The sequence below is a fragment of the Enterobacter cloacae complex sp. genome, from assembly GCF_900322725.1.
Taxonomy (GTDB): Bacteria; Pseudomonadota; Gammaproteobacteria; order Enterobacterales; family Enterobacteriaceae; genus Enterobacter; species Enterobacter quasihormaechei.
On the sequence record NZ_LT991957.1, the window covers coordinates 2,428,511 to 2,453,305 of the forward strand.

Sequence of the window (24,795 nt, forward strand, 5' to 3'; positions counted from 1 at the left end):
CGTTAGCGCCACCCGGCTTTAACATCATTCGCCCTGCGTCGAACTCTCAATCGTCAGACGCACATCCGAGGTAATCAGCTCTGCCAGCATCTGGTAAACCTTTATCGTCTCTTCCGGCTCGGCATCGCCCGTATCGCTAATATACCCTTCGTCGCGCAGCGTCAGCACCAGGGAGCTGAATACCGCTTTGTCGAAGAATTCCGGAGCGTTAATGCCGTGCAGAACGGAGAGGCGCTGAGCCAGCGTCCGGCTCTCTTTTTCCAGCGTACCGCGGTTGATTGACGGATTTGCACTCAACAACCAGAAGGTGATGGCGTAGCGCTGCAACGTCTCACGCGCGCCGGATGCCAGTAGCTGCAAGGTACGAGAACGTGACGGATTGATATGCAGTTCATCATCACTGATGGTAATCAGCCCCTGACGATGCATTTCTGCGGTCATTTTATCGAGCTCTGCCGCCAGCTCATCTTCACCCCAGCGCAGGAACAGCTCCGCTTTCAGCATCGGATAGATGGTCTGAATATGGCGCAGCAACTCCTGACGCGAAATGCGGCGGTGCTGGGTAATGATGGCTGCCATCAGCGACGGCAACATCAGCATATGCGTGATGTTGTTACGGTAGTAGGTCATCAGCACGGCCTGCTCACGCGGCAGAATGATGATGTCACCGATGGTATCTTTCTCCACTTCGAACTTGTTCATCTGCAACGCGTGATCGATAAGCTCGCTGGCGGTAGCAGACGGCACGGTCGAATCCACGGAGTACGGCACGTTACGCATGATATAGAGGTAGCAATCAATCTGCTCGGTCAGCTGCTCGCGGGTCAGTGAACGCTGGCGAGAAGCCAGAAGCGCGGTACAGCACAGGTTCATGGCATTCGCCGCACCGGCATTGTTGATGCGTACCATCAGTTCGGATGCGATGCCGTTGACCGTCGGCGTCAGCCAGGCCGGACGCACCGCTTCGATAGGATCGATAGATTCGCGCCACTCCGGAACATGATGGTTCAGATACGTCATCAGCGGCAGGGGCTCGCCAAAGTTCACGTAGCCCTGACCGAGGTTGCGCAATTTGCTCAGCCCACGCAGCATCTGCGGCAGACTCTCTTTCTCTTTGGTCGCACCGCGCAGCTCTTTCGCATAGGTACCCACTTCCATCACGTGTTCATAGCCGATGTAGATAGGCACCAGCGTGATAGGACGCGTACCGCCGCGCAGCATCGCCTGAATGGTCATCGACAGCGTGCCGGTCTTCGGATCGAGCAGTCGGCCCGTACGGGAGCGCCCGCCCTCCACGAAGTACTCAACGGAATAGCCGCGGCTAAACAGTTCGCCAAGGTATTCACGGAACACGGTGGAGTAGAGCTTGTTGCCCTTGAAGGTACGACGAATGAAGAACGCCCCCAGACGGCGGAAAATCGGGCCTGCTGGCCAGAAGTTCAGGTTGATACCGGCGGCAATGTGTGGCGGCACCAGCCCCTGGTGATAGAGCACGTAAGAGAGCAGCAGGTAGTCCATGTGGCTGCGGTGGCAGGGCACGTAGACAATCTCGTGGCCGTCATGCGCGAGCTGACGCACGCGCTCGGCGTTGTGGACGTTAATCCCCTGGTAGAGGCGGTTCCACGTGAAGCCGAGGATACGGTCTGAGAGACGAATCATCTCGTAGGAGAAGTTCGCGGCGATCTCTTCCATCAGCGCGATCGCGTTCTGCTGCGCTTTCTCGTGTGAAATTTTCTTGCTGCGCGCTTCGTCTTCTACGGCACGGGCAATCGCTTTGGAAGCGAGCAGCTTGTTGAACAGATCCTGACGTGCCGGGAGACGTGGACCAACGGCCGCCAGGCGCTGACGTGCAAAGTGCATACGCGCAACGCGCGCCAGCTTTTGCGCAATGATCTTATCGGTGCCGTGTTCATCCGCCATGCGGCGCAGTGAAACGGAAGGCGAGAAGCGGACAAAGCTGTCGCGTCCCAGCCAGGAGACGGCGAAGAACTTCTGAATGCCGTTGAGCATACGCAGAGGCGGGTTCTCTTCCCCTTTTTCGCGCCCCGGACGACGACCAAACATCACCGACACCGGCACCATCTGTACGTCCAGATCGGGGTTGCTGCGGTGCAGATCGAGGTAATCATGGAACAGCTTAATGGACTCTTCTTTCGGCGTGTAATAGGTGAACACGCGCGGCCCGCCATGGATGAACACGTAGCGCGGCAGTAGCGTACCGTCGACTTCCAGGGGTTCAAGCGGGTCAGGTAAATCGTGCGCCAGACATTGAGCGCGAAGCGTAAGCAGGTCTGCCTTCGAGTTATAAGGCAAAACGTACATAATAGGGCGTGACGTATCGAGCCCTAATTCCAGCGCGGGTTCTGCTGGGATAGACTTACTTTTTACCAGTACGCTTAATGGTAAATTAAGTAATTTGTAGTAAATTCGTGGCCAGCCGGACATAAACGATGTAAAGCCTCTGGTTAATAATGCAATTGCGGCGCAAGGATAACAGAAAGCGCGCAAAATTTCTGTTGTTACCCGTCATACTTCAGGTTGCAGCAAAACGCGCTGAAGCTTTAGTTACTGACGCTATTTCTCATAAAAGGTTCTTTAGATGGCCAATAATACCACTGGGTTAACCCGAATCATTAAAGCTGCCGGTTATTCATGGAAAGGCTTTCGCGCCGCATGGGTTAATGAAGCCGCCTTCCGCCAGGAAGCGGTTGCCGCGATCGTTGCAGTTATCATCGCCTGCTTCCTTGATGTTGATGCTATCACCCGCGTGCTTCTCATCGGTTCTGTCCTTCTGGTGATGATAGTGGAAATTCTTAATAGCGCTATTGAGGCCGTTGTTGACCGGATAGGGTCGGAATTCCATGAACTGTCTGGCCGGGCGAAAGACATGGGTTCCGCTGCCGTGCTGCTGTCGATTATCACCGCGGCGATCACCTGGGTCACGCTGCTTTGGTCGCATTTCCGATGAGCCTCGAGGAATAATTAAGTCCCTGGTTTTTTGTGCAGTTTTTGGTTCCAAAATCGCCTTTGACTGTATATACTCACAGCATAACTGTATATACACCCAGGGGGCGGTATGAAAGCGTTAACGACCAGGCAGCAAGAGGTGTTTGATCTCATTCGGGATCATATCGGCCAGACGGGTATGCCACCCACGCGTGCAGAAATTGCACAGCGTCTGGGCTTCCGTTCTCCTAATGCTGCCGAAGAGCACCTTAAAGCGCTGGCGCGTAAGGGCGTGATTGAGATTGTTTCCGGTGCCTCACGCGGTATTCGTCTGCTGGTGGAAGAAGAGACCGGTATTCCGCTGGTGGGCCGCGTCGCCGCAGGTGAACCCCTGCTGGCACAGCAGCATATTGAAGGGCACTATCAGGTTGACCCAGGCATGTTCAAGCCGAGCGCCGATTTCCTGCTGCGCGTTAGCGGAATGTCCATGAAAGATATCGGTATTCTGGATGGCGATCTGCTTGCGGTACACAAAACGCAGGACGTGCGTAACGGGCAAGTCGTGGTAGCGCGCATTGATGATGAAGTGACGGTTAAGCGCCTGAAAAAACAAGGTAATACCGTTCAGCTTCTGCCAGAAAACAACGAATTCTCCCCAATTGTGGTGGATCTCCGCGAGCAGAGCTTCTCCATTGAAGGCCTGGCGGTAGGCGTTATCCGCAACGGTGAATGGCTGTAATCTCTTCCTGACAGGCTGTAGCTCCTCTACAGCCTGGCCTATTTTCTGATTCCGGTAATTTCCATGGCATTGCTAACTTCTGCCGATAAGGCGTTGTGGCGTCTTGCGCTACCGATGATTTTTTCCAATATTACCGTTCCCCTGCTGGGGCTGGTGGATACGGCGGTAATCGGGCATCTGGATTCGCCGATTTATCTGGGCGGCGTCGCGATCGGCGCAACGGCGACCAGCTTCCTCTTTATGCTGCTGCTCTTTTTGCGCATGAGTACAACAGGCCTGACGGCCCAGGCGTATGGTGCAAAAGATCCCCTGCGTCTGGCGCGTGCGCTGGTTCAGCCGCTCATGCTGGCGTTCGGTGCCGGCGCGTTAATCGTCCTGTTGCGTACGCCGCTCATTGATCTGGCGCTCCATATTGTGGGCGGCAGTGATGCCGTGCTGGAGCAGGCCCGGCGCTTCCTCGAAATTCGCTGGCTCAGCGCGCCCGCTTCCCTGGCAAACCTGGTCCTCCTGGGCTGGTTACTGGGCGTGCAGTACGCCCGCGCGCCGGTGATCCTGCTGGTGGTGGGCAACCTGCTTAACATTGTGCTCGATCTCTGGCTGGTAATGGGACTGCACATGAACGTTCGCGGCGCGGCGCTGGCCACGGCGATTGCTGAGTACGGTACGCTGCTGATCGGTTTGTGGATGGTCTGGCGCGTGCTGACGATGCGCGGCATCACCCTCGATCTTCTGAAAACGGCCTGGCGCGGCAATATGCGTAAGCTGCTGGCGCTTAATCGCAACATCATGCTGCGCTCGCTCCTGCTGCAACTCTGTTTTGGTGCGTTAACCGTTTTTGGTGCGCGGCTTGGGCCAGAAATCGTCGCGGTCAACGCAGTGCTCATGACCTTACTGACCTTTACCGCTTACGCGCTGGATGGTTTTGCTTACGCCGTGGAGGCGCATTCCGGGCAGGCATACGGCGCGCGTGAAAGCGGCCAGCTACGCGAGGTGTGGCGGGCTGCCTGCCGTCAGGCGGGTCTGGTGGCGCTGATCTTTGCCCTGGTTTACGCCTGTTTTGGTGGGCATATTGTCGCGCTACTTACCTCGCTGCCCGCGCTTCAGGCGCTTGCCGATCGCTACATCCTCTGGCAGGTGGTATTACCGGTGGTGGGCGTGTGGTGCTATCTGCTGGACGGCATGTTTATTGGCGCCACGCGAGGGGCGGAGATGCGCAACAGCATGGCCGTCGCGGCGGCGGGCTTCGGCCTTACGTTGCTGTCCGTGCCGTATCTTGGCAATCATGGCCTGTGGCTGGCGCTGGCGGTTTTTCTCGCATTGCGTGGCCTTTCGCTGGCCGTTATCTGGCATCGTCACTGGCGAAACAATACCTGGTTTCCTGCCCGACACGATATATCGTAGCGGTTAAAGATTCCGAATATAAAAATAACTTCCGAATCCTTAACTACAATAATAATCACGTCCAGCAGAAAAGAACGAAGCGGACGATACTCATAGACGCTTAACACGAGGACACGATTATGAATAAAGACGAAATCGGCGGCAACTGGAAGCAATTCAAAGGTAAAGCGAAAGAACAGTGGGGTAAGCTGACGGATGACGATATGACCGTCATTGAAGGTAAGCGCGATCAGCTGGTAGGTAAAATCCAGGAGCGCTACGGTTACGAAAAAGATCAGGCGGAAAACGAAGTCAAAGACTGGGAAACCCGTAACGACTACCGCTGGTAACCGGCACTATCCCCAAGGGCGGCCATGAGCCGCCTTTTCTTTGGCCTTAACGCGGCTTTTTCTTCACCAGGATTGAGTGATCGTGCTGACAGGCATCCTGATGGCGGCATGACTCCACCTCCACGCAGGCAGAACATAAACCGTGTGCTTCGATTACGTTATGGCGCAGGGCAAAGCCCATTCTGGCCGCCAGCGTATGCATAATATCTTCCACCCCTTCCGCACACTCCTCCTTCACCACGCCACAGCGATCGCAGATAAACATGGCGGACGTGTGGGTCGGCTGGTCAAAAAGATGGCACAGCACATAGCTGTTTGTTGACTCCACCTTATGCACAAACCCTTGTTCCAGCAGAAAATCCAGCGCCCGATAGACGGTTGGCGGTTTTGCCTGCGGCTCGCTTTCACGTAACAGGTCGAGCAGGTCGTAGGCGCTGATGGCACCCTGTTGCAGGCTCATCAGACGCAGGACCTCAAGGCGCTGTGGGGTCAGGCGCACATTGCGTTGCGCGCACAGCTTTTCAGCTTGCGCTAACAGCTCTTTTGTGGACTTGTCCATCGGTCACCTCGGATGTGGTAAGGGGTTAAACCCTCACTTTATCATGTTCTGGTAAAAACACCGAGATCCGCCAGGCTGTGCTATACCTGACGCATCGTAAATCGGGAGATCGCGCAATGAAAAGACCTGACTGTATTCGGCACTGGCGGGACGTGGAAGGTGCCGATGACGCCACTTATCCTGACAGCAACGAACGTTTCTCAATTGGCGCGCCGCTGGCCCGCAAGCTGGGTCTCGGCCGCATTGGTATTCACCATGAACGGCTGCCGCCCGGACGCCGTACGTCTTATCCGCATGCGGAAAGTGATGAAGAAGAGTTTGTATACGTTCTGGAGGGTTATCCTGAGGCCTGGATCAATGGCTATCTGTGGAAGCTCGAACCTGGCGACAGCGTCGGGTTTCCTGCCGGCACGGGTGTGTGCCATACCTTTATCAACAATACCGAGGAAGAGGTGCGCTTACTGGTAGTGGGCGAGGCCAATAAAAAGCACAACCGCATCTACTATCCGCTTAATCCGGTTTATGCCGCAACGCGCGAAGACCGCTGGGTAGACCATCCGCCTCAGTTTTTTGGGCCGCACGATGGAAAACCTGGGCGAAAATAATTTCCTCTTCTATAAATATTGATGGTCGTCACACATTAGAACAGGCCGGGATGGAATTTAACTTAGGGAAATAGCGGGTCTTTTTGTACTTATTCACAGCAATAGTTCGTTCCTGTTTGGGTGATAACAGACAGGGTTAACTAATAACAAACTATTTACGAGCACACTGTGAAAAAACATTTTGAATTTTCGATGGTTAGCATCGCTGTCTCCTTTTTTATGGCAAATCAGGCGGGAGCAGCCAATACCTGGACGGAAGCGCGTAGCGACGCAATGGGTGGCACGGGCGTAGCGGCCGGAAGTTATGGCAGCGGCGCCTTGATCAACCCGGCGCTGCTGGCAAAGTCAAAACCTGAGGATGACGTGACGGTTATTTTGCCGTCCGTCGGCGTGCAGGTGACCGATGAGGACAATCTTCAGGACGAGATTGATACCATCAATGACAAAATCAATCGCTATCAGGACGTGGTGGATAGCCTGACGCCGATTGAAATCATCACCAACCCGTTAGGCTCAATCAACCAGTTCCAGGGCGCAGCGAAAGATCTCGCGGATGAGCTGGACTACCTGAAAGGCAAAACCGCGCACGCCACCGCAGGGGCGGGGATTGCCGTCAGCATTCCTAACGACGTGCTTTCCGTGGCCTTTATGGCGAAAGGCTATGCCCACGGGCGCGTGAGCACTTCTATCGACCAGCAGGACATTGATTATCTGCGTGGCATCCAGCGAAGCGACGCGGTGGCGGCCGGTGTGGCGCTTGACGCTGCGCTAAACGGTACCGATCAAATCACCAAAAACCTCAACTCGACGGCCTCTGGCCGGGCGGCGATTGTGTCCGACTACGGTATTGCGGTGGCCCGCCAGTTCGATCTTGGCGGCGTTCCGGTTTCCGTTGGCGTTATGCCAAAGCTGCAAAAAACCTGGCTCTATAACTACACCACCTCAATCTACGATTACGACAGTAATAAGTGGAACGACAGCCGCTACCGTACCGACGACACCGGCTTCAACGTCGATGCCGGTATTGCCGCTGATTTCGGTGAAAACTGGACGGTCGGCGTGAGCGGGCAAAACCTGATGTCCCGCGATATCGATACCAAAGATATCCGCATCCGCAACGGGCGCACGGGAGAGGTGGTGAGTTATAAAGACACCTACCAGATCCGTCCGCTGGTGACCGCCGGAGCGGCCTGGCATAACGATCTGGTGACCCTGACCGCAGACGGCGACCTGACCGAGACCAAAGGCTTCAAAAGCGAAGATACGTCCCAGTACGCTGGCATTGGTGCAGAAGTCACACCGCTGAGCTGGCTGGCGGTGCGCGCCGGTTATCGTGCGGACATGAAAGGTAACGACAGCAACGTCTTTACCGGCGGCCTCGGTTTTGCGCCGTTCAGCTCCGTTCATGTTGACCTGATGGGGCTTTATGGCGAAGACGAGACCTGGGGCGCAGGGGCACAGTTGAGTATGACGTTCTAAAGTACACCGGAGGCGCTGCGCCTCCGGCTTTTCTTTGTGCTATAGTAGCGCCCCTTTTCCACCAGATGCTTAAAAGTTCGCCATGTCGTCAGAATTCCAGACCGCTTTCCCTGCGCACCGTTTCTCCATCGCGCCGATGCTCGACTGGACGGACAGACACTGCCGCTATTTCCTGCGTCAGCTCTCCCGCCATACGCTGCTCTACACCGAAATGGTCACTACCGGCGCAATTATTCACGGCAAGGGAGACTATCTGGCGTACAGCGAAGAAGAGCATCCGGTTGCGCTGCAACTCGGTGGCAGCGATCCGGCTGCGCTGGCGCAGTGTGCGAAGCTGGCTGAAGCGCGCGGCTATGACGAGATTAACCTCAACGTTGGCTGCCCGTCCGACCGTGTGCAAAACGGTATGTTCGGCGCGTGCCTGATGGGTAATGCAAACCTGGTGGCGGACTGCATCAAAGCGATGCGCGACGTCGTCTCTATTCCGGTCACGGTCAAAACCCGTATCGGCATCGACGACCAGGACAGCTACGAATTTCTGTGTGATTTCATCAACACGGTGTCCGGGAAGGGCGAGTGCGAGATGTTTATCATCCACGCCCGTAAAGCCTGGCTCTCTGGCCTTAGCCCGAAAGAGAACCGCGAGATCCCGCCGCTGGACTACCCGCGCGTGTATCAGCTGAAGCGCGACTTCCCGCACCTGACTATGTCGATCAACGGCGGCATTACCTCGCTGGACGAGGCCAAAGCGCATCTTGAACATATGGATGGCGTGATGGTCGGACGCGAGGCGTATCAGAATCCGGGCATTCTGGCGACGGTCGACCGGGAAATTTTCGGCATTGAAGGTGCCGATACCGATCCGGTGGCCGTGGTGCGCGCTATGTATCCGTACATTGAGCGCGAGCTGAGTAAGGGTACGTACCTGGGCCATATTACCCGCCATATGCTTGGCCTGTTCCAGGGCATTCCTGGCGCGCGCCAGTGGCGTCGTTACCTCAGCGAGAACGCGCATAAAGCCGGTGCGGACATTGAGGTTCTGGAACACGCGCTGCGTCTGGTTGCGGATAAACGTTAAATTTCGCTAAAAGATGGTCAATTACGCCACGCCCTGCAAGAGATTGCAGGGCGTTTTGCTTTCAGAACAATAACTTATTTTTGGCACGTTTCTTGTAATGATCGCAGCATCATTCGGGAACTCGTGGGAGAGCACCATGCTGGAACTACTTTTTGTGATTGGCTTTTTTATCATGCTGATGGTCACGGGCGTGTCGCTGCTCGGTATTCTGGCCGCGCTCGTTGTGGCCACGGTGGTAATGTTTGTCGGCGGCTTATTTGCCCTGACGATTAAGCTCCTGCCGTGGTTACTTCTGGCGATTGCGGTGGTATGGGCGATACGGGCGATTAAATCACCAAAACTGCCCACTTATCAGCGTAATAACCGCTTCCGTTACTAAGGTATTGAGGGGTTCGTCACATACCTGCAACTTTTCCGGCAGCAATCCTTAGAACAGAATAGGATTTACTTATCGAATCTGTCACTATGGCTGCCGCTAAAGAATTCATCGAGCTGTACCCTACATACAGCCGAACTAAAAAAAGAAAGGGCTTCCCACGGGAAGCCCAATTTCTTTTTATGGCTCAGGGAATTAACAGGCTTGATCCCTGCGTTGCCCGACTCTCCAGCACTTCATGCGCGCGTTGTGCATCGGTTAGCGCGAATTTCTGCGCATCCGCCACGTCTACTTTGATGACGCCGCTGGCAATCAGCGAGAACAACTCATTGCTGGCTTCCTCAAGTTCTTCCCGGTTGGTGATGTAACCTTGCAAGGAAGGGCGTGTGACGTACAGCGACCCTTTCTGATTCAGAATGCCGAGATTGACGCCGGTGACAGCGCCAGAGGCGTTACCGAAGCTCACCATCAGCCCGCGACGTTGCAGGCAGTCCAGCGAAGACTCCCACGTATCTTTCCCCACCGAGTCATACACGACGCGCACCTTTTTGCCGCCGGTGATCTCTTTTAGCCGCTCAACGATGCTCTCTTCCCGGTAGTTGATCACCTGCCAGGCGCCCGCGTCCAGCGCACGCTGCGCTTTTTGCGCGCTGCCCACGGTGCCGATCAGCTTCGCGCCCAGTGCTTTCGCCCACTGGCAGGCAATCAAGCCCACGCCACCAGCGGCAGCATGGAACAGAAACTGCTCATCGGGCTTAATTTCATAGGTTTTGCGCAGCAGATAATAGACCGTCAGCCCTTTGAGGAATGAGGCGGCGGCCTGCTCGAAGCCAATCGCATTCGGCAGAAGCGCCGCTTTCTCGGCCGGAACATTGTGGACGGAGCTGTAAGCGCCCAGCGCAGACTGCGCGTACACCACGCGATCGCCTTCTTTGATGTGCTTGACCCCGCTACCCACTTTGCTGACGATACCGGCCGCCTCGGTGCCCAGCCCGCTCGGCATCGACGGAGGCGGATAGAGGCCGCCGCGAATATAGGTATCGATGTAGTTAATGCCAATCGCTTTGTTTTCAACCTGGATTTCATTTTCACCAGGCGCGGCGGGGGTGAACTCCACCGCGTTGAGTACGTCAGGGCCACCATGCTTGTGAAATTCAATACGTGTTGCCATGCTTCCTCCAGAATGTGGTAATCTTTCGACCCACTCTTTATCTCGGTAACTCCATTCACTATGGCAGGAAACAAACCCTTCAACAAACAGACTGAACCCCGTGAACGTGATTATCAGGTCGCCGGGTTAAAAGTCCCGCCGCACTCGATTGAAGCGGAACAGTCGGTGTTGGGCGGTTTAATGCTGGATAACGAACGCTGGGACGATGTTGCCGAGCGCGTCGTTGCAGAAGATTTCTATACCCGTCCGCACCGTCATATCTTCACGGAAATGGCGCGTTTGCAGGAGTCGGGCAGCCCGATTGACCTGATTACGCTCGCAGAATCGCTGGAGCGCCTGGGGCAACTGGACAGCGTCGGCGGCTTTGCCTATCTGGCAGAACTGTCAAAAAACACGCCAAGCGCCGCGAACATTAGCGCTTATGCTGACATCGTCCGCGAACGCGCGGTTGTCCGCGAGATGATTTCGGTGGCGAACGAGATCGCCGAGGCCGGTTTCGACCCGCAGGGCCGCACCAGCGAAGATCTACTCGACCTGGCGGAATCCCGCGTCTTTAAAATCGCCGAAAGCCGAGCCAACAAAGACGAAGGCCCGAAAAACATTGCCGACGTGCTCGACGCCACCGTTGCGCGTATAGAGCAGCTTTTCCAGCAGCCGCACGATGGCGTGACGGGGGTGAACACCGGCTATGACGATCTCAACAAAAAAACGGCGGGTCTTCAGCCATCGGATTTGATTATCGTCGCGGCGCGTCCGTCGATGGGTAAAACGACATTTGCGATGAACCTCGTCGAAAACGCGGCGATGTTGCAGGATAAGCCGGTGCTTATCTTCAGTCTTGAGATGCCCTCGGAACAGATTATGATGCGTTCTCTGGCATCCCTGTCGCGCGTGGATCAGACCCGCATCCGTACCGGCCAGCTGGACGACGAGGACTGGGCGCGTATCTCCGGCACCATGGGCATTTTGCTGGAAAAACGGAACATCTACATCGATGACTCCTCCGGCCTGACGCCGACGGAAGTGCGCTCCCGCGCGCGCCGCATCGCCCGTGAACACGGCGGCATCGGCCTTATCATGATCGACTACCTTCAGCTGATGCGCGTCCCGTCGCTCTCCGACAACCGTACGCTGGAGATCGCCGAGATTTCCCGCTCGCTCAAGGCGTTAGCTAAAGAGCTGCACGTTCCGGTGGTGGCGCTGTCGCAGCTTAACCGCTCCCTGGAACAGCGTGCAGACAAACGCCCGGTCAACTCCGACCTGCGTGAATCCGGCTCCATTGAGCAGGATGCCGACTTAATCATGTTCATCTACCGTGATGAGGTCTATCACGAGAACAGCGACCTGAAAGGGATCGCCGAAATTATTATTGGTAAGCAACGTAACGGCCCCATCGGTACGGTGCGTCTCACCTTTAACGGCCAGTGGTCGCGTTTCGACAACTATGCCGGTCCTCAATATGATGATGAGTAATTTCTAAGGAATTCAAATGCAAGCGGCAACTGTTGTGATTAACCGCCGCGCTCTGCGACACAACCTGCAACGTCTGCGAGAACTGGCGCCCGCCAGCAAGCTCGTTGCAGTCGTGAAAGCGAACGCTTACGGACACGGTCTTCTTGAGACCGCGCGAACGCTCCCCGATGCCGACGCCTTTGGTGTCGCCCGTCTCGAAGAAGCCCTTCGCCTGCGCGAAGGCGGCATTACGCAACCGATTCTGCTTCTTGAAGGCTTTTTTGAAGCCTCGGATCTGCCGACCATTGCAGACCAGCAGCTGCACACGGCGGTCCATAACGAAGAACAGCTGGCCGCGCTGGAAACGGCTGAACTGAGCGAGCCGGTCACCGTCTGGATGAAGCTCGATACGGGCATGCACCGTCTGGGCGTGCGCCCGGAAAACGCGGAGGCGTTTTATCAGCGTTTGTGCCAGTGCAAAAATGTGCGTCAGCCAGTCAATATCGTCAGCCACTTTGCCCGTGCCGACGAACCTGAATGCGGCGCCACCGAGCAGCAGCTTGATATCTTCAACACCTTCTGCGAAGGCAAGCCGGGAATGCGCTCCATTGCGGCGTCCGGCGGCATTCTGCTGTGGCCGCAGTCCCACTTCGACTGGGCGCGTCCGGGCATTATCCTGTATGGCGTTTCCCCGCTTGAGAACAAACCCTGGGGACCGGACTTCGGCTTTAAGCCGGTGATGTCGCTGGTTTCAAAGCTGATTGCCGTGCGTGAGCACAAAGCAGGCGAGCCGGTAGGTTACGGCGGCACCTGGACCAGCGAGCGCGACACGCGGCTTGGCGTGGTGGCGATGGGCTACGGCGACGGCTATCCCCGCGCCGCACCAACGGGCACGCCGGTGCTGGTTAATGGCCGCGAAGTGAAGATTGTCGGCCGCGTGGCGATGGACATGATTTGTGTCGATCTGGGACCCGACGCGCAGGATAAAGCGGGCGACGATGCGGTGATGTGGGGTGAAGGGCTGCCCGTCGAGCGCATTGCTGAGATTACAAAAGTGAGTGCTTACGAACTTATTACGCGTCTGACGTCGCGGGTGGCGATGAAATACATCGACTGAGCTTTAACGGGATGCGATGCATCCCGCTTCTGTTAACATCCCCTCGATCTTCTCCTGCTTCCGGTTTATTGTTGAAAACCCTGCCTCATAATAATCCGGAGAACATCGCGTGTTTCAGAAAGTAGACGCCTACGCCGGCGACCCTATTCTCTCCTTGATGGAGCGTTTCAAAGAAGATCCTCGCAGCGATAAAGTGAACCTCAGCATTGGTCTTTATTACAACGAGGACGGCATCATTCCTCAACTGAAAGCCGTTGCCGAAGCCGAAGCGCGTCTTAACGCAACCCCGCACGGGGCTTCGCTTTATCTGCCGATGGAAGGGTTAAATACCTACCGTAATACCATTGCGCCGCTGCTGTTTGGTGCGGACCACGCGGTGCTCGCGCAAAAGCGCGTGGCGACTATCCAGACGCTGGGTGGCTCGGGTGCGCTGAAGGTAGGCGCAGATTTCCTGAAAAAGTATTTCCCGGATTCAGGCGTGTGGGTCAGCGACCCGACGTGGGAAAACCACGTGGCCATCTTTGAAGGCGCGGGCTTTAAGGTTGCGACCTATCCGTGGTTTGACAGCGAAACTAACGGCGTGCGCGTTGACGCGCTGCTGGAAAAACTGAACACCCTGCCGGCGCGCAGCATCGTGCTGCTGCACCCGTGCTGCCATAACCCGACCGGAGCCGATCTCACCAATCCACAGTGGGATGCCGTAATTGAGGTACTGAAGTCGCGTGACCTTATCCCGTTCCTCGACATCGCCTATCAGGGCTTTGGCGCGGGCATGGAGGAGGACGCCTACGCCATTCGCGCGATTGCCAGCGCGGGTCTGCCGGCGCTGGTCAGCAACTCTTTCTCAAAAATCTTCTCCCTTTACGGCGAGCGCGTCGGCGGTCTGTCCGTGGTGTGTGAAGACGCCGAAGCCGCGGGGCGCGTACTCGGCCAGCTGAAAGCGACGGTCCGCCGTATCTATTCCAGCCCGCCGAACTTTGGCGCGCAGGTGGTGGCGACCGTTCTGGGCGACGAACAGCTGAAAGCCACCTGGCTTGCGGAAGTGGAAGCGATGCGCAAGCGCATTCTGTCGATGCGTCAGGAGCTGGTTAACGTGCTGAAAGAGGCGGTGCCGGGGCAGAACTTCGACTATCTGCTTAAGCAGCGCGGGATGTTTAGCTACACCGGACTGAGCGCTGCACAGGTCGATCGCCTGCGTGACGAGTTCGGCGTCTACCTGATCGCCAGCGGACGTATGTGCGTGGCGGGGCTAAATGCTGGCAACGTCCAGCGCGTGGCGCAGGCCTTTGCATCCGTAATGTAAGTATTCACCTACTTGCATGCTATATGTAGGCCGGGTAAGGCGCAGCCGCCACCCGGCTTTTTTGTTCGCGCCGGTGCCAGTCATGTCCCGTCCACGCTTTGTGATCGTCTTCTTTTTATTCAGCTTCATAACTAAAAACTCCTTTCCTTCCCCTCCCGCTGGGGTTATGGTCGGATAGTTTTTTGACCATCCGCTCAAAATAAAACGATAACAAACTGAATATTCAGGGGAAAATATGCGCAAGATCACACTGGCGCTCAGCGCCGCCTGCTTATTGTTCTCGCTTAATAGTACCGTTGTTGCGCGGGCTTCTGCCCCGACGCCGCTTTACACCGGAACCACCGCCGCCATTCTTGCCGAACAGGCGCCCATTCACTGGGTTTCCGTGGCACAAATCGAAAACAGCCTGACGGGCCGCCCGCCCATGGCCGTGGGCTTCGACATTGACGATACCGTGCTCTTCTCCAGCCCCGGTTTCTGGCGCGGCAAAAAAACCTACTCGCCGGACAGCGAAGCCTATCTGAAAAACCCGGAATTCTGGGAAAAGATGAACAACGGCTGGGATGAGTTCAGTATCCCGAAAGAGGTTGCCCGCGCGCTGATCGCCATGCACGTAAAGCGCGGCGACAGCATTTACTTCGTGACCGGACGTAGCCAGACCAAAACGGAAACCGTCTCGAAAACGCTCCAGGATGATTTCCTGATCCCGGCCTCCAGCATGAACCCGGTCATTTTTGCCGGCGATCGTGAAGGGCAAAACACCAAAACCCAGTGGCTGGAAAAGAAAAACATCAAAGTGTTCTACGGGGATTCCGATAATGACATCACGGCGGCGCACGACGTGGGGGCCAGAGGCATCAGGGTGTTACGCGCCTCGAACTCTACCTACCGGCCGCTGCCGATGGCCGGAAAATTTGGCGAAGAGGTGATCGTTAACTCCGAATACTGATGCGTTAACGGCGGGATGGGTGCTTTTTTAAGCAAATCTCGCCGCGCGGGTTTTACCTTTCGCTTTCTTGCTGCACACTTAGAAAGATTCACCTTTCATAATGGAGCAGCATATGTGGTATCAACAGACCCTGACCTTAAGCGCAAAATCACGCGGTTTTCACCTGGTGACGGACGAAGTCATCGGGCAAATCCGCGACCTGTCGCGCGTCAAAACGGGTTTGCTGCATCTGCTGCTCCAGCACACGTCTGCTTCTCTCACGCTCAATGAAAATTGCGATCCCACCGTCCGGTCTGACATGGAGCGGCATTTTCTGAAAGCCGTCCCGGATAACGCCCCGTATGAGCATGATTACGAAGGGGCGGATGATATGCCTTCGCATATCAAATCCTCTTTGCTGGGCGTCTCGCTGACGCTGCCGGTTCACAACGGGCGGTTACTGCTGGGCACGTGGCAAGGGATCTGGCTGGGAGAACATCGCATTCACGGTGGTTCGCGTAAAATTATCGCAACGCTACAAGGGGAATAAAGATGACAATTTCGGAGATACTTCAGTACTGCATGAGCAAGCCGGGCGCGGAACAAAGCGTTCACAGCGACTGGAAAGCCACGCAGATCAAAGTGGGTGATGTTCTGTTTGCGATGGTGAAAGAGGTGGAGGCGCGGCCTGCGGCATCACTGAAAACCAGTCCGGAACTGGCCGATTTACTGCGCCAGCAGCACAATGATGTCAGGCCAAGTAAGCATCTTAACAAAGCGCACTGGAGTACGGTGTTTCTCGACGGCTCGCTGCCAGATTCGCAAATTTACTACCTGGTGGATGCGTCGTATCAACAGGCGGTGGAACTGCTGCCGGAAACGATCCGACAGCAGCTCTCCGTGTGACGATTACAGCAACGGTTTAAGGAAGCGCGCGGTGTGCGAGGCTTCGCACTCTGCAACGGTCTCTGGCGTACCGGAGACGAGAATTTCACCGCCGCCGCTGCCGCCTTCCGGGCCGAGATCGACAATCCAGTCCGCGGTTTTAATCACGTCCAGATTGTGCTCAATCACCACGATGGTGTTGCCCTGATCGCGCAGCTGGTGCAGCACGTCCAGCAGCTGCTGGATATCCGCAAAGTGCAGGCCGGTGGTCGGTTCATCCAGAATGTACAGCGTCTGGCCGGTGCCGCGTTTGGAGAGCTCACGCGCCAGCTTCACGCGTTGCGCCTCACCGCCGGACAGGGTTGTTGCTGACTGCCCCAGGCGAATGTAGGTCAGGCCCACGTCCATCAGGGTTTGCAGCTTACGCGCCAGCGCAGGGACGGCGTCAAAGAACTCGCGCGCCTCTTCGATGGTCATATCCAGCACTTCGTGGATGGTCTTGCCTTTGTACTTAATTTCCAGCGTTTCGCGGTTATAGCGCTTGCCTTTGCACTGGTCGCACGGCACGTAGATATCCGGCAGGAAGTGCATCTCAACCTTGATCACGCCGTCGCCCTGGCACGCTTCACAGCGGCCGCCGCGCACGTTAAAGCTGAAACGACCTGGCGTATACCCGCGTGAACGCGCTTCCGGTACGCCAGCGAAGAGTTCACGTACGGGCGTAAAGACGCCGGTATAGGTCGCCGGGTTGGAACGCGGGGTGCGGCCAATCGGGCTCTGGTCAATGTCGATAACCTTGTCGAAATGCTCCAGCCCCTGAATGTCGCGGTACGGTGCAGGCTCGGCCAGCGTCGCGCCGTTCAGCGCCGTCTGCGCTATTGGGAACAGCGTATCGTTGATCAGCGTCGATTTACCGGAACCGGACACGCCGGTAATGCAGGTAAACAGCCCGACAGGCAGCGTCAGGGTGACGTCCTTCAGGTTGTTGCCGCGCGCCCCGGTCAGCTTCAGCACTTTTTCCGGGTTCGCCGCGACGCGCTGTTTTGGCACTTCAATCTTGCGCTTGCCGCTCATGTACTGGCCGGTCAGCGACTCGGGCACCGCCATAATGTCCTTCAGCGTCCCTTCCGCCACCACCTGACCGCCGTGCACGCCCGCGCCCGGGCCGATGTCGATCACGTGATCTGCCGCGCGAATGGCGTCTTCGTCGTGTTCCACCACGATCACCGTGTTGCCGAGGTTGCGCAGGTGTACCAGCGTGCCGAGCAGCCGCTCGTTGTCGCGCTGGTGCAGGCCGATAGAGGGCTCATCGAGCACGTACATCACGCCCACAAGACCGGCGCCAATCTGGCTCGCCAGACGGATACGCTGGGCTTCACCGCCGGAGAGCGTTTCCGCCGAGCGGGAAAGCGTCAGGTAGTTCAGGCCGACGTTCACGAGGAACTTGAGGCGGTCGCCGATCTCTTTCAGCACTTTTTCGGCAATTTTCGCGCGCTGGCCGGAAAGCTTCAGGTTGTTGAAGAAGTCCATCGCGTGGCCGATGCTCATGTCTGAGATGGTCGGCAGCGCCGTATTTTCAACAAACACGTGGCGCGCTTCGCGACGCAGACGCGTGCCCTCACAGGTGGCGCAGGAGCGATTGCTGATGAACTTCGCCAGCTCCTCGCGCACCGCGCTGGATTCGGTCTCTTTGTAGCGGCGCTCCATATTGTGCAGCACCCCTTCGAACGGGTGGCGACGCACGGAGGTATCGCCGCGATCGTTCATATATTTGAACTCAATGTTCTCTTTACCGGAACCGAACAGGATCACTTTGTGCACGTTCGCGCTCAGGCTGGCCCACGGCGCTTCAACGTCGAATTTGTAGTGCTCCGCCAGCGACTTCAGCATCTGGAAGTAATAGAAGTTACGCTTATCCCAGCCGCGAATCGCACCGCCCGCCAGCGACAGCTCCGGGTTCTGGATCACGCGGTCCGGATCGAAATACTGCTGAACGCCAAGGCCGTCACAGGTCGGACACGCGCCCGCCGGGTTGTTGAATGAGAACAGGCGCGGTTCCAGCTCGCGCATGCTGTAGCCGCAAATCGGGCAGGCAAAGTTGGCGGAGAAGAGCAGCTCTTCCGCTTTGGCGTCGTCCATATCGGAGACCACCGCCGTGCCGCCGGAGAGCTCCAGCGCCGTTTCAAAGGATTCCGCCAGACGCGTCGCCAGATCTTCACGCACCTTAAAGCGGTCAATCACCACTTCAATGGTGTGCTTCTTTTGCAGCTCCAGCTTTGGTGGATCCGACAGGTCACACACTTCACCGTCGATACGGGCGCGGATATAGCCCTGGCTTGCCAGGTTTTCCAGCGTTTTGGTGTGCTCACCCTTACGCTCTTTAATGATTGGCGCCAGCAGCATCAGGCGCTTGCCTTCCGGCTGCGACAGCACGTTATCCACCATCTGGCTGACAGTCTGAGCCGCCAGCGGGACGTCGTGGTCCGGGCAGCGCGGCTCGCCTACGCGCGCATACAGCAGGCGCAGGTAGTCGTGGATTTCGGTAATGGTACCGACCGTGGAACGCGGGTTATGCGACGTGGATTTCTGCTCAATGGAGATAGCAGGGGATAACCCTTCAATGTGGTCGACATCCGGTTTTTCCATCAGCGACAGGAACTGACGCGCGTACGCCGAGAGCGATTCAACGTAACGACGCTGTCCTTCGGCATACAAGGTGTCGAAAGCCAGTGAGGATTTGCCAGACCCCGAAAGCCCGGTCACGACGATGAGTTTGTCGCGAGGGATTATGAGGTTGATATTCTTGAGATTGTGGGTGCGGGCGCCCCGAACTTCGATCTTATCCATTCACCTTTCCCGGTTGGAACACGGATTGCCTGATTTGTTTGAAGGACAAACGGCTGTCAGAAACGGCTAATTATGACACAAAATGACCTGTTTGAATATACAGTATTGGAATGCATTTTCTGATTCACTGTGTAACAATGTCGAGTCCGCGAGAGAACTCTGGAACATGCTACGCAACTATCAAAGTGTCGCATGGAAATGGTACACTCGCGCGTTTACACTATTAAGAAACGTATTCAGGAGACACGAACATGGCCAGCAGAGGCGTAAACAAGGTGATTCTCGTCGGTAATCTGGGCCAGGACCCGGAAGTACGCTACATGCCGAGTGGTGGCGCAGTTGCCAACATTACGCTGGCTACTTCCGAATCCTGGCGTGATAAAGCGACCGGTGAAATGAAAGAGCAGACCGAATGGCACCGCGTTGTGCTGTTTGGCAAACTGGCTGAAGTGGCCGGGGAGTATCTGCGTAAAGGTTCTCAGGTCTATATCGAAGGCCAACTGCGTACCCGCAAATGGACTGACCAATCCGGTCAGGAAAAATACACCACGGAAGTGGTGGTGAACGTGGGCGGCACCATGCAGATGCTGGGTGGCCGTCAGGGCGGTGGCGCACCGGCAGGTGGCGGTCAGAACCAGCAGCAGGGTGGTTGGGGTCAGCCTCAGCAGCCTCAGGGCGGCAACCAGTTCAGCGGCGGCGCGCAGTCTCGTCCGCAGCAGCAGTCTGCTCCGGCACCGTCTAACGAACCGCCAATGGATTTCGACGACGATATCCCGTTCTGATATCCAGACGCGTAAAGCACAAAAAAACCCAGACACCAGTCTGGGTTTTTTATTAACAGGCGATCAGGTAATCACCATCGGCCAGTCTGGTGGGGTATGGCTCATGGCTTCAACCATCACTACTTTGATGTTTTCCCAGACGGCGGCCATATCCACCAGCGTAATGCCGAGCAGACCTGTCGCGAACCAGCATGCGGCGCCCAATCCCAACAAGGTGCTAATTACAGCAAGACCTGCATAGTCGGACTTTCGGAACTGAATGTTTAACGTGCTGGCCAGGAACATCAAAACCGCGCTCAACAACGGCCAGCGCAGGAGCACCATGCTGGTGGTAATGGTTGCCATATAACCCATCCTCGACAAAACAGACGAACTGAAATGAAACAATGTTTCTCGTTACATAAGATGTGTGAACTATATCACATTTGCTGTTTTATTCGCCAGTGTCTGCGTGGAGTAAAAGTGGTTTTATAACTCAGGAAAATATATCGTCGACGCTCACTTCAGCGTCTGCGGTGAATTTTTATATTTAATTCATTCAGATAGCAAAACCTTTGCAATACACGATCGGCTGTAAAGGGTTTACAGCAGTCAGTCTATCGATTAATGACCTGTGAAAGATAAAGGCGCGAGATGACTAACGACAGCATGCTGGCCCTGGCGAAGCTGACGTCGCAACGCAACGTGCACTGGGGGCAAGCCCCTCCTGAGTCAGTGTTGAGTCCGCTGACGAGCCGCGCATGGCTGAAGTGTGTCAGGGGCAACGGGATACTTCAGCCATAGTGATGCGTGCCGATAAACCATTATATGACGCCAGGCGTACGGGAAGAGGAAAATCGATTCTGGCATCTGATTATTTATAAATCAGCAAAAGAAAAAATAGCAGGCTATTTCAGTTAGGGAACTTTAACGCCCATCGCGAAGAATTATTCTTCTTATCGAAAACGAAACCAATACTTTTAGTTTGGCTTACGGGAGAATATTATCGGCATCACGAATTTTAGGATTTTTAATAGCAAAAGTCAGTTGCTAACTTCCTGTGATTCATGCAACGTAATCGCCTGTTTATCAAAGCAGCCGGCCTTCATTGCTACAGGCGTACATCATGCAGGGATACAGAGCGGGAAATGAATCGTAGCGCGCAGCGCAAGATGCTCAAAGTGGCAGGGATTATCATGGTAGTTATGCTGCCGGTGATGCTTGCGCTATGGTTTGCCCAGCTAAGAGCCGAGTCGGAAATCAGCTCCCAGCTGCGCACGTTCGCTGAACTGGCTTTAAACAAAACTGAACGGGTTATTCAACAGGTTGATCTGGCCCGGGAAGACGCGGAAAAATATCAGGGCAAAGTTTGTACGCCAGCGCATCGTCAATATATGTTGAACGTTTCCCGCGGTCGTCTTTTTGTTGCTGATTTAATATATGCTGAAGGTCAGAATTTTCTCTGTTCAACCATTTATACACCGGACCATCCTTACACCATCCCCGCGGCCAATTACACACGGAAACCTGACGTTTCCATCTATTATTTTCGCGATACGCCATTTTTTAATGGCTATAAAATGATATATGTGCAGCGCGGAAATTATGTCGTCGTGGTCAATCCGCTATCGTACAGTGAGGTGATGTCAGACGATCGTTCCCTGTCGTGGGGAGTATATGACACCGTCAGCAATGCATTCTTTTCCGTTAGCCAGAAAACCAATATCCCTTTATTGCATTCGATGATTCGGCATGAGGAAACGACTTTTCAGCAGGATGACCGTTTTTATACGATCGTGAAATCCGGGCAGCGGCCCATTGCGGCCATCGTTTCAACGTCCAGTGCCCGTTTTTATGAAACGCTTTATCATCAGGCTACCCTGACGCTACCGTTGGGGATGATTTGCAGCATAATTATTCTGCTGGTGTGGTCGCGTACACACCGCGAACTCAATTCGCCTGGTCGTCTTCTGCACCGGGCGCTGAATAATCGCCAGCTGTGCGTACATTATCAGCCCATTATTGATATTAAAAATAATCAGTGCGTCGGGGCGGAGGCGCTATTGCGCTGGCCTGGATTTAACGGGCAGGTCATGAGCCCGGCCGAATTTATTCCGCTGGCAGAAAAAGAGGGCATGATCGCGCGCATCACCGATTACGTCGTGGAGGAGGTGTTCAGCGATCTTGGGTATTTTCTTGCCGCTCATCCCGAGCTGTATGTCTCGATTAACCTGTCGGCTTCGGATTTCCACTCTTCGCGTCTTATCGCCCTGATCTCAGATAAAGCCCGCTTTTACTCGGTTCGCGCCCAGCAGATCAAAATAGAGGTGACGGAGCGGGGGTTTATCGACGTGCCAAAAACCACGCCGGTTATCCAGGCGTTTCGCCAGGCGGGCTATGAGGTGGCAATCGATGACTTCGGAACCGGCTACTCAAACCTGCATAATCTCTATTCCCTGAATGTCGATATTCTGAAAATCGATAAATCTTTTATCGATACCTTAGCCACTAACAGCACCAGCCACCTTATTGCTGAGCACATCATTGAGATGGCGCAAAGCCTGCGGTTGAAAACCATTGCGGAAGGGGTGGAGACCGCCGAGCAGGTCAGCTGGTTGCTGAAGCGAGGCGTGCAGTATTGTCAGGGATGGCACTTCGCGAAAGCGATGCCGCCCCAGGCATTTATGGCCTGGCAGCAGCAATCCTCGCGTTAACGCGCATTAATTAAGCTGGTGGCGGTAGTCGCTCGGCGTCCGGTCAAACTCGCGGCGGAAGACGCGGGAAAAGGTCTGCTGCGACACATAGCCCAGATCCATTGCGATATCAAAAATGGGCCGCTGCGTTGAGCGTAACGCCTGCGCCGCCAGCAGTAGCCTGCGCTGGCGAATGTAGTCACCCAGCGTTTGATGCATCACGGTGCGGAACATTCTCTGTAAATACCATTTCGAATAGCCCGACTTCTTAGCGACCACATCAATGTTCAACGGCTGGTCGATATGTTCATCAATCCATTCAATAAGCGTCTGAATAATTTGCTGATGCGACATAAGGTTGCCCCTCTGTAGATACAACTTTCTCGGTTGATTCGTCGTTTTCTCTGCGGGGGAGTATAATTCCTCAAGTTAACTTGAGGTAAAGAGGTTTTATGGAAAAGAGATTACCGCGCATCAAAGCACTGTTAACCCCCGGTGAAGTGGCGAAGCGAAGCGGCGTGGCGGTGTCGGCGCTCCACTTCTATGAAAGCAAAGGATTAATAAAAAGTATCCGTAACGCCGGAAACCAGCGGCGCTACACCCGCGACGTGCTCCGCTACGTGGCGATTATCAAAATTGCGCAACGTATCGGTATCCCCCTGGCCACCATCGGCGACGCGTTCGGCGTATTGCCGGAAGGACACTCGCTGAGCGCGAAAGAGTGGAAGCAGCTGTCGTCCCAGTGGCGTGAAGAGCTTGATCGTCGTATTCACACGCTGGTGGCCCTGCGCGATGAACTGGACGGCTGCATTGGCTGCGGGTGTTTATCACGTAGCGACTGTCCGCTGCGTAACCCGGGCGACAGGCTGGGCGAGCAGGGAACGGGGGCGCGTCTGTTGGAGGAGGATTGAGATTCTGCGGCCCCTTCGCGGGGTGGCGCTTTGCTTACCCGGCCTACAAGTCCGGGAATGTAGGCCGGGTAAGCGCAGCGCCACCAGGCAACAAGCATAAAGAACTAAAGCGCCACTAAGGGCGCTTTAGTTTTTTCCGGTCTTTGTCTTTCTCTCTATCCCGCTGGTTCACGGGAGGGTTTCCCCCGACATCAGTACCCCTCGTGTCGAGCTTGTGGAGGAGGTTCCGGTTTGTACTGACACTTTAATTTTATGTCTGGCCGCCGTTTTTGCCACCGCAGACGATCGGATTTTAGCCGAATTTTTTTCGTGAAGTTGTTCAGTTTTCTATAGTTAAAAAGTAGCAATCACCGGAGAACATCATGCTAACGGTCCACCACCTTAACCAGTCTCGTTCCCATCGCGTCCTCTGGGCGCTGGAGGAGCTGGGTCTGACGTACGACATCGTGCGCTACCAGCGCGAAAAAACCATGCTCGCGCCAGACTCGCTCAAAAAAGTGCATCCGCTGGGAAAATCCCCGGTACTCGAAGATAACGGACTGGTTCTGGCCGAATCAGGGGCGATTCTGGAATATCTTCAGGAAACGTACGATCCGGAATCACGATTCAAACCGTTAGATCCCGCCAGCAAGGTGCAGTACCGTTTCTGGCTGCATTACGCCGAAGGATCACTGATGCCGCTGCTGTTAATGAAGCTGGTGTTTAACAGCCTCGGTAAGCCTCCGGTACCATTTGGCCTGCGCACGCTGGGCAAAGCGCTGGGGCAGGGAGTGCAGAAAGCATATCTCAACCGCCAGCTGGAAACGCACGCGCGCTTTATTGACGCGCATCTTGCCGAAAACCCCTGGTTTGCCGGCGACGCGCTGTCCATGGCGGATATCCAGATGAGTTTTCCGATCTTCGCCCTGCTGGCGCGGGGCGGTATCGACAATCTCAGCCACATAGCGGCATGGAAACAGAACGTGGAGGCGCGCCCGGGCTGGCAGACCACGCTGGAGAAAGGCGGCCCGCTGACCATCCCCGGCGAGGCGTGAAATGTAACGAAATTGCGCATGGACGATAACGTTTGCGCATCCTCTGCTTAATTCTTCATCGCCATGAGGTGATTTTAGCGAAAAACGAGAAAGTTCAGTTGAAAAGGGCGGGTATTAGGCTAGATAATCGTTTGCCTACATTTGACCACCCGTTTTGTAAGCGCGGAGCTAAACGTTTGCT

The 24,795-nt window shown here is 55.5% G+C and carries 24 protein-coding genes; 18 read left to right on the forward strand and 6 right to left on the reverse strand.

Annotation, left to right across the window (positions count from 1 at the left end):
- Positions 1–24 precede the first annotated feature (24 nt).
- Positions 25–2,445 (reverse strand): glycerol-3-phosphate 1-O-acyltransferase PlsB, encoded by a 2,421-nt coding sequence (plsB, locus tag DBR02_RS12115; protein WP_107534468.1) that lies wholly within the window; start codon positions 2,443–2,445, stop codon positions 25–27.
- A gap of 154 nt (positions 2,446–2,599) precedes the next feature.
- On the opposite strand from plsB, the gene DBR02_RS12120 reads away from it, so the two are divergent.
- The 4 genes from DBR02_RS12120 to DBR02_RS12135 all read left to right on the forward strand — a co-directional run bounded on the left by DBR02_RS12120 (position 2,600) and on the right by DBR02_RS12135 (position 5,415).
- A complete protein-coding gene (locus tag DBR02_RS12120) occupies positions 2,600–2,968 on the forward strand; it encodes a diacylglycerol kinase (protein WP_063449864.1) in 369 nt (122 codons plus the stop codon).
- Between the two features lie 108 nt (positions 2,969–3,076).
- Positions 3,077–3,685, forward strand: coding sequence for a transcriptional repressor LexA (gene lexA / locus DBR02_RS12125; RefSeq protein ID WP_006810486.1), 609 nt, complete (start codon positions 3,077–3,079; stop codon positions 3,683–3,685).
- A gap of 63 nt (positions 3,686–3,748) precedes the next feature.
- Positions 3,749–5,086 (forward strand): MATE family efflux transporter DinF, encoded by a 1,338-nt coding sequence (gene dinF / locus DBR02_RS12130; protein ID WP_107534469.1) that lies wholly within the window; start codon positions 3,749–3,751, stop codon positions 5,084–5,086.
- A gap of 119 nt (positions 5,087–5,205) precedes the next feature.
- On the forward strand, positions 5,206–5,415 hold the full coding sequence (locus DBR02_RS12135; protein WP_003860314.1) for a CsbD family protein: 210 nt from the start codon (positions 5,206–5,208) through the stop codon (positions 5,413–5,415).
- A 46-nt stretch (positions 5,416–5,461) separates the two neighbouring features.
- Here the strand turns inward: DBR02_RS12135 and zur are convergent, their stop codons facing one another.
- Positions 5,462–5,974: a zinc uptake transcriptional repressor Zur gene (gene zur, locus DBR02_RS12140; protein WP_006810484.1), complete on the reverse strand. Its 513-nt coding sequence runs from the start codon at positions 5,972–5,974 to the stop codon at positions 5,462–5,464.
- Positions 5,975–6,090: 116 nt separating this feature from the next.
- Between zur and DBR02_RS12145 the strand changes: the two genes are divergently transcribed.
- From DBR02_RS12145 to pspG, 4 genes are all read left to right on the forward strand, one after another.
- On the forward strand, positions 6,091–6,579 hold the full coding sequence (locus DBR02_RS12145; protein ID WP_063449861.1) for a cupin domain-containing protein: 489 nt from the start codon (positions 6,091–6,093) through the stop codon (positions 6,577–6,579).
- A gap of 192 nt (positions 6,580–6,771) precedes the next feature.
- Complete coding sequence (gene traF / locus DBR02_RS12150) at positions 6,772–8,058, forward strand: conjugal transfer protein TraF (RefSeq protein ID WP_233157743.1); 1,287 nt, start codon at positions 6,772–6,774, stop codon at positions 8,056–8,058.
- A gap of 82 nt (positions 8,059–8,140) precedes the next feature.
- Positions 8,141–9,136, forward strand: coding sequence for a tRNA dihydrouridine(20/20a) synthase DusA (gene dusA / locus DBR02_RS12155; RefSeq protein ID WP_063449859.1), 996 nt, complete (start codon positions 8,141–8,143; stop codon positions 9,134–9,136).
- A 136-nt stretch (positions 9,137–9,272) separates the two neighbouring features.
- The gene (gene pspG, locus DBR02_RS12160) at positions 9,273–9,515 is read left to right on the forward strand and encodes an envelope stress response protein PspG (RefSeq protein WP_017382623.1); all 243 of its coding nucleotides are present in this window, start codon (positions 9,273–9,275) and stop codon (positions 9,513–9,515) included.
- A gap of 184 nt (positions 9,516–9,699) precedes the next feature.
- Here the strand turns inward: pspG and DBR02_RS12165 are convergent, their stop codons facing one another.
- Complete coding sequence (locus tag DBR02_RS12165) at positions 9,700–10,683, reverse strand: quinone oxidoreductase (RefSeq protein WP_063865502.1); 984 nt, start codon at positions 10,681–10,683, stop codon at positions 9,700–9,702.
- A gap of 60 nt (positions 10,684–10,743) precedes the next feature.
- Between DBR02_RS12165 and dnaB the strand changes: the two genes are divergently transcribed.
- From dnaB to DBR02_RS12195, 6 genes are all read left to right on the forward strand, one after another.
- Positions 10,744–12,156 carry a replicative DNA helicase gene (gene dnaB / locus DBR02_RS12170; RefSeq protein ID WP_003860298.1) on the forward strand — a complete coding sequence of 471 codons (1,413 nt, stop codon included), beginning with the start codon at positions 10,744–10,746 and terminating at the stop codon, positions 12,154–12,156.
- A 16-nt stretch (positions 12,157–12,172) separates the two neighbouring features.
- On the forward strand, positions 12,173–13,252 hold the full coding sequence (gene alr / locus DBR02_RS12175; RefSeq protein ID WP_063449857.1) for an alanine racemase: 1,080 nt from the start codon (positions 12,173–12,175) through the stop codon (positions 13,250–13,252).
- 109 nt (positions 13,253–13,361) lie between these two features.
- Positions 13,362–14,555: an aromatic amino acid transaminase gene (tyrB, locus tag DBR02_RS12180; protein WP_107534471.1), complete on the forward strand. Its 1,194-nt coding sequence runs from the start codon at positions 13,362–13,364 to the stop codon at positions 14,553–14,555.
- Positions 14,556–14,790: 235 nt separating this feature from the next.
- Entirely contained in the window at positions 14,791–15,504 is a 714-nt protein-coding gene (gene aphA / locus DBR02_RS12185) for an acid phosphatase AphA (RefSeq protein ID WP_107534472.1), read from the forward strand.
- Between the two features lie 112 nt (positions 15,505–15,616).
- Positions 15,617–16,033, forward strand: coding sequence for a secondary thiamine-phosphate synthase enzyme YjbQ (locus DBR02_RS12190; RefSeq protein WP_063865498.1), 417 nt, complete (start codon positions 15,617–15,619; stop codon positions 16,031–16,033).
- A 2-nt stretch (positions 16,034–16,035) separates the two neighbouring features.
- Positions 16,036–16,389: an MmcQ/YjbR family DNA-binding protein gene (locus DBR02_RS12195; protein WP_107534473.1), complete on the forward strand. Its 354-nt coding sequence runs from the start codon at positions 16,036–16,038 to the stop codon at positions 16,387–16,389.
- Positions 16,390–16,392: 3 nt separating this feature from the next.
- On the opposite strand, the gene uvrA is transcribed toward DBR02_RS12195, so the two are convergent.
- A complete protein-coding gene (gene uvrA, locus DBR02_RS12200; protein ID WP_003860287.1) occupies positions 16,393–19,215 on the reverse strand; it encodes an excinuclease ABC subunit UvrA in 2,823 nt (940 codons plus the stop codon).
- 251 nt (positions 19,216–19,466) lie between these two features.
- Here uvrA and ssb1 point away from each other — a divergent pair, with 251 nt between their 5' ends.
- Positions 19,467–19,997: a single-stranded DNA-binding protein SSB1 gene (ssb1, locus tag DBR02_RS12210; RefSeq protein ID WP_006810470.1), complete on the forward strand. Its 531-nt coding sequence runs from the start codon at positions 19,467–19,469 to the stop codon at positions 19,995–19,997.
- A gap of 63 nt (positions 19,998–20,060) precedes the next feature.
- Here ssb1 and DBR02_RS12215 read toward each other — a convergent pair whose 3' ends face one another.
- On the reverse strand, positions 20,061–20,342 hold the full coding sequence (locus tag DBR02_RS12215; protein WP_022646751.1) for a YjcB family protein: 282 nt from the start codon (positions 20,340–20,342) through the stop codon (positions 20,061–20,063).
- Between the two features lie 782 nt (positions 20,343–21,124).
- On the opposite strand from DBR02_RS12215, the gene DBR02_RS12220 reads away from it, so the two are divergent.
- Entirely contained in the window at positions 21,125–22,690 is a 1,566-nt protein-coding gene (locus DBR02_RS12220; protein ID WP_107534474.1) for an EAL domain-containing protein, read from the forward strand.
- Positions 22,691–22,696: 6 nt separating this feature from the next.
- Here DBR02_RS12220 and soxS read toward each other — a convergent pair whose 3' ends face one another.
- A complete protein-coding gene (gene soxS / locus DBR02_RS12225; RefSeq protein ID WP_003860277.1) occupies positions 22,697–23,023 on the reverse strand; it encodes a superoxide response transcriptional regulator SoxS in 327 nt (108 codons plus the stop codon).
- Between the two features lie 98 nt (positions 23,024–23,121).
- Here soxS and soxR point away from each other — a divergent pair, with 98 nt between their 5' ends.
- Together soxR and DBR02_RS12240 are read left to right on the forward strand one after the other, a co-directional pair.
- Entirely contained in the window at positions 23,122–23,580 is a 459-nt protein-coding gene (gene soxR, locus DBR02_RS12230; RefSeq protein WP_003860275.1) for a redox-sensitive transcriptional activator SoxR, read from the forward strand.
- 362 nt (positions 23,581–23,942) lie between these two features.
- Positions 23,943–24,614: a glutathione S-transferase family protein gene (locus tag DBR02_RS12240; RefSeq protein WP_063449849.1), complete on the forward strand. Its 672-nt coding sequence runs from the start codon at positions 23,943–23,945 to the stop codon at positions 24,612–24,614.
- Positions 24,615–24,795 lie beyond the last annotated feature (181 nt).

Bases quoted from the DNA above. Each gene is read 5' to 3' on its own strand.
- pspG (WP_017382623.1), top strand. From the start codon at position 9,273: ATGCTGGAACTACTTTTTGTGATTGGCTTTTTTATCATGCTGATGGTC.
- DBR02_RS12190 (WP_063865498.1), top strand. From the start codon at position 15,617: ATGTGGTATCAACAGACCCTGACCTTAAGCGCAAAATCACGCGGTTTT.
- DBR02_RS12195 (WP_107534473.1), top strand. From the start codon at position 16,036: ATGACAATTTCGGAGATACTTCAGTACTGCATGAGCAAGCCGGGCGCG.
- DBR02_RS12240 (WP_063449849.1), top strand. From the start codon at position 23,943: ATGCTAACGGTCCACCACCTTAACCAGTCTCGTTCCCATCGCGTCCTC.
- DBR02_RS12135 (WP_003860314.1), top strand. From the start codon at position 5,206: ATGAATAAAGACGAAATCGGCGGCAACTGGAAGCAATTCAAAGGTAAA.
- lexA (WP_006810486.1), top strand. From the start codon at position 3,077: ATGAAAGCGTTAACGACCAGGCAGCAAGAGGTGTTTGATCTCATTCGG.
- dnaB (WP_003860298.1), top strand. From the start codon at position 10,744: ATGGCAGGAAACAAACCCTTCAACAAACAGACTGAACCCCGTGAACGT.
- DBR02_RS12220 (WP_107534474.1), top strand. From the start codon at position 21,125: ATGAATCGTAGCGCGCAGCGCAAGATGCTCAAAGTGGCAGGGATTATC.
- DBR02_RS12215 (WP_022646751.1), bottom strand. From the start codon at position 20,342: ATGGCAACCATTACCACCAGCATGGTGCTCCTGCGCTGGCCGTTGTTG.
- DBR02_RS12145 (WP_063449861.1), top strand. From the start codon at position 6,091: ATGAAAAGACCTGACTGTATTCGGCACTGGCGGGACGTGGAAGGTGCC.
- dinF (WP_107534469.1), top strand. From the start codon at position 3,749: ATGGCATTGCTAACTTCTGCCGATAAGGCGTTGTGGCGTCTTGCGCTA.
- plsB (WP_107534468.1), bottom strand. From the start codon at position 2,445: ATGTCCGGCTGGCCACGAATTTACTACAAATTACTTAATTTACCATTA.
- traF (WP_233157743.1), top strand. From the start codon at position 6,772: ATGGTTAGCATCGCTGTCTCCTTTTTTATGGCAAATCAGGCGGGAGCA.
- dusA (WP_063449859.1), top strand. From the start codon at position 8,141: ATGTCGTCAGAATTCCAGACCGCTTTCCCTGCGCACCGTTTCTCCATC.
- zur (WP_006810484.1), bottom strand. From the start codon at position 5,974: ATGGACAAGTCCACAAAAGAGCTGTTAGCGCAAGCTGAAAAGCTGTGC.
- DBR02_RS12165 (WP_063865502.1), bottom strand. From the start codon at position 10,683: ATGGCAACACGTATTGAATTTCACAAGCATGGTGGCCCTGACGTACTC.
- ssb1 (WP_006810470.1), top strand. From the start codon at position 19,467: ATGGCCAGCAGAGGCGTAAACAAGGTGATTCTCGTCGGTAATCTGGGC.
- soxR (WP_003860275.1), top strand. From the start codon at position 23,122: ATGGAAAAGAGATTACCGCGCATCAAAGCACTGTTAACCCCCGGTGAA.
- uvrA (WP_003860287.1), bottom strand. From the start codon at position 19,215: ATGGATAAGATCGAAGTTCGGGGCGCCCGCACCCACAATCTCAAGAAT.
- aphA (WP_107534472.1), top strand. From the start codon at position 14,791: ATGCGCAAGATCACACTGGCGCTCAGCGCCGCCTGCTTATTGTTCTCG.
- soxS (WP_003860277.1), bottom strand. From the start codon at position 23,023: ATGTCGCATCAGCAAATTATTCAGACGCTTATTGAATGGATTGATGAA.
- alr (WP_063449857.1), top strand. From the start codon at position 12,173: ATGCAAGCGGCAACTGTTGTGATTAACCGCCGCGCTCTGCGACACAAC.
- DBR02_RS12120 (WP_063449864.1), top strand. From the start codon at position 2,600: ATGGCCAATAATACCACTGGGTTAACCCGAATCATTAAAGCTGCCGGT.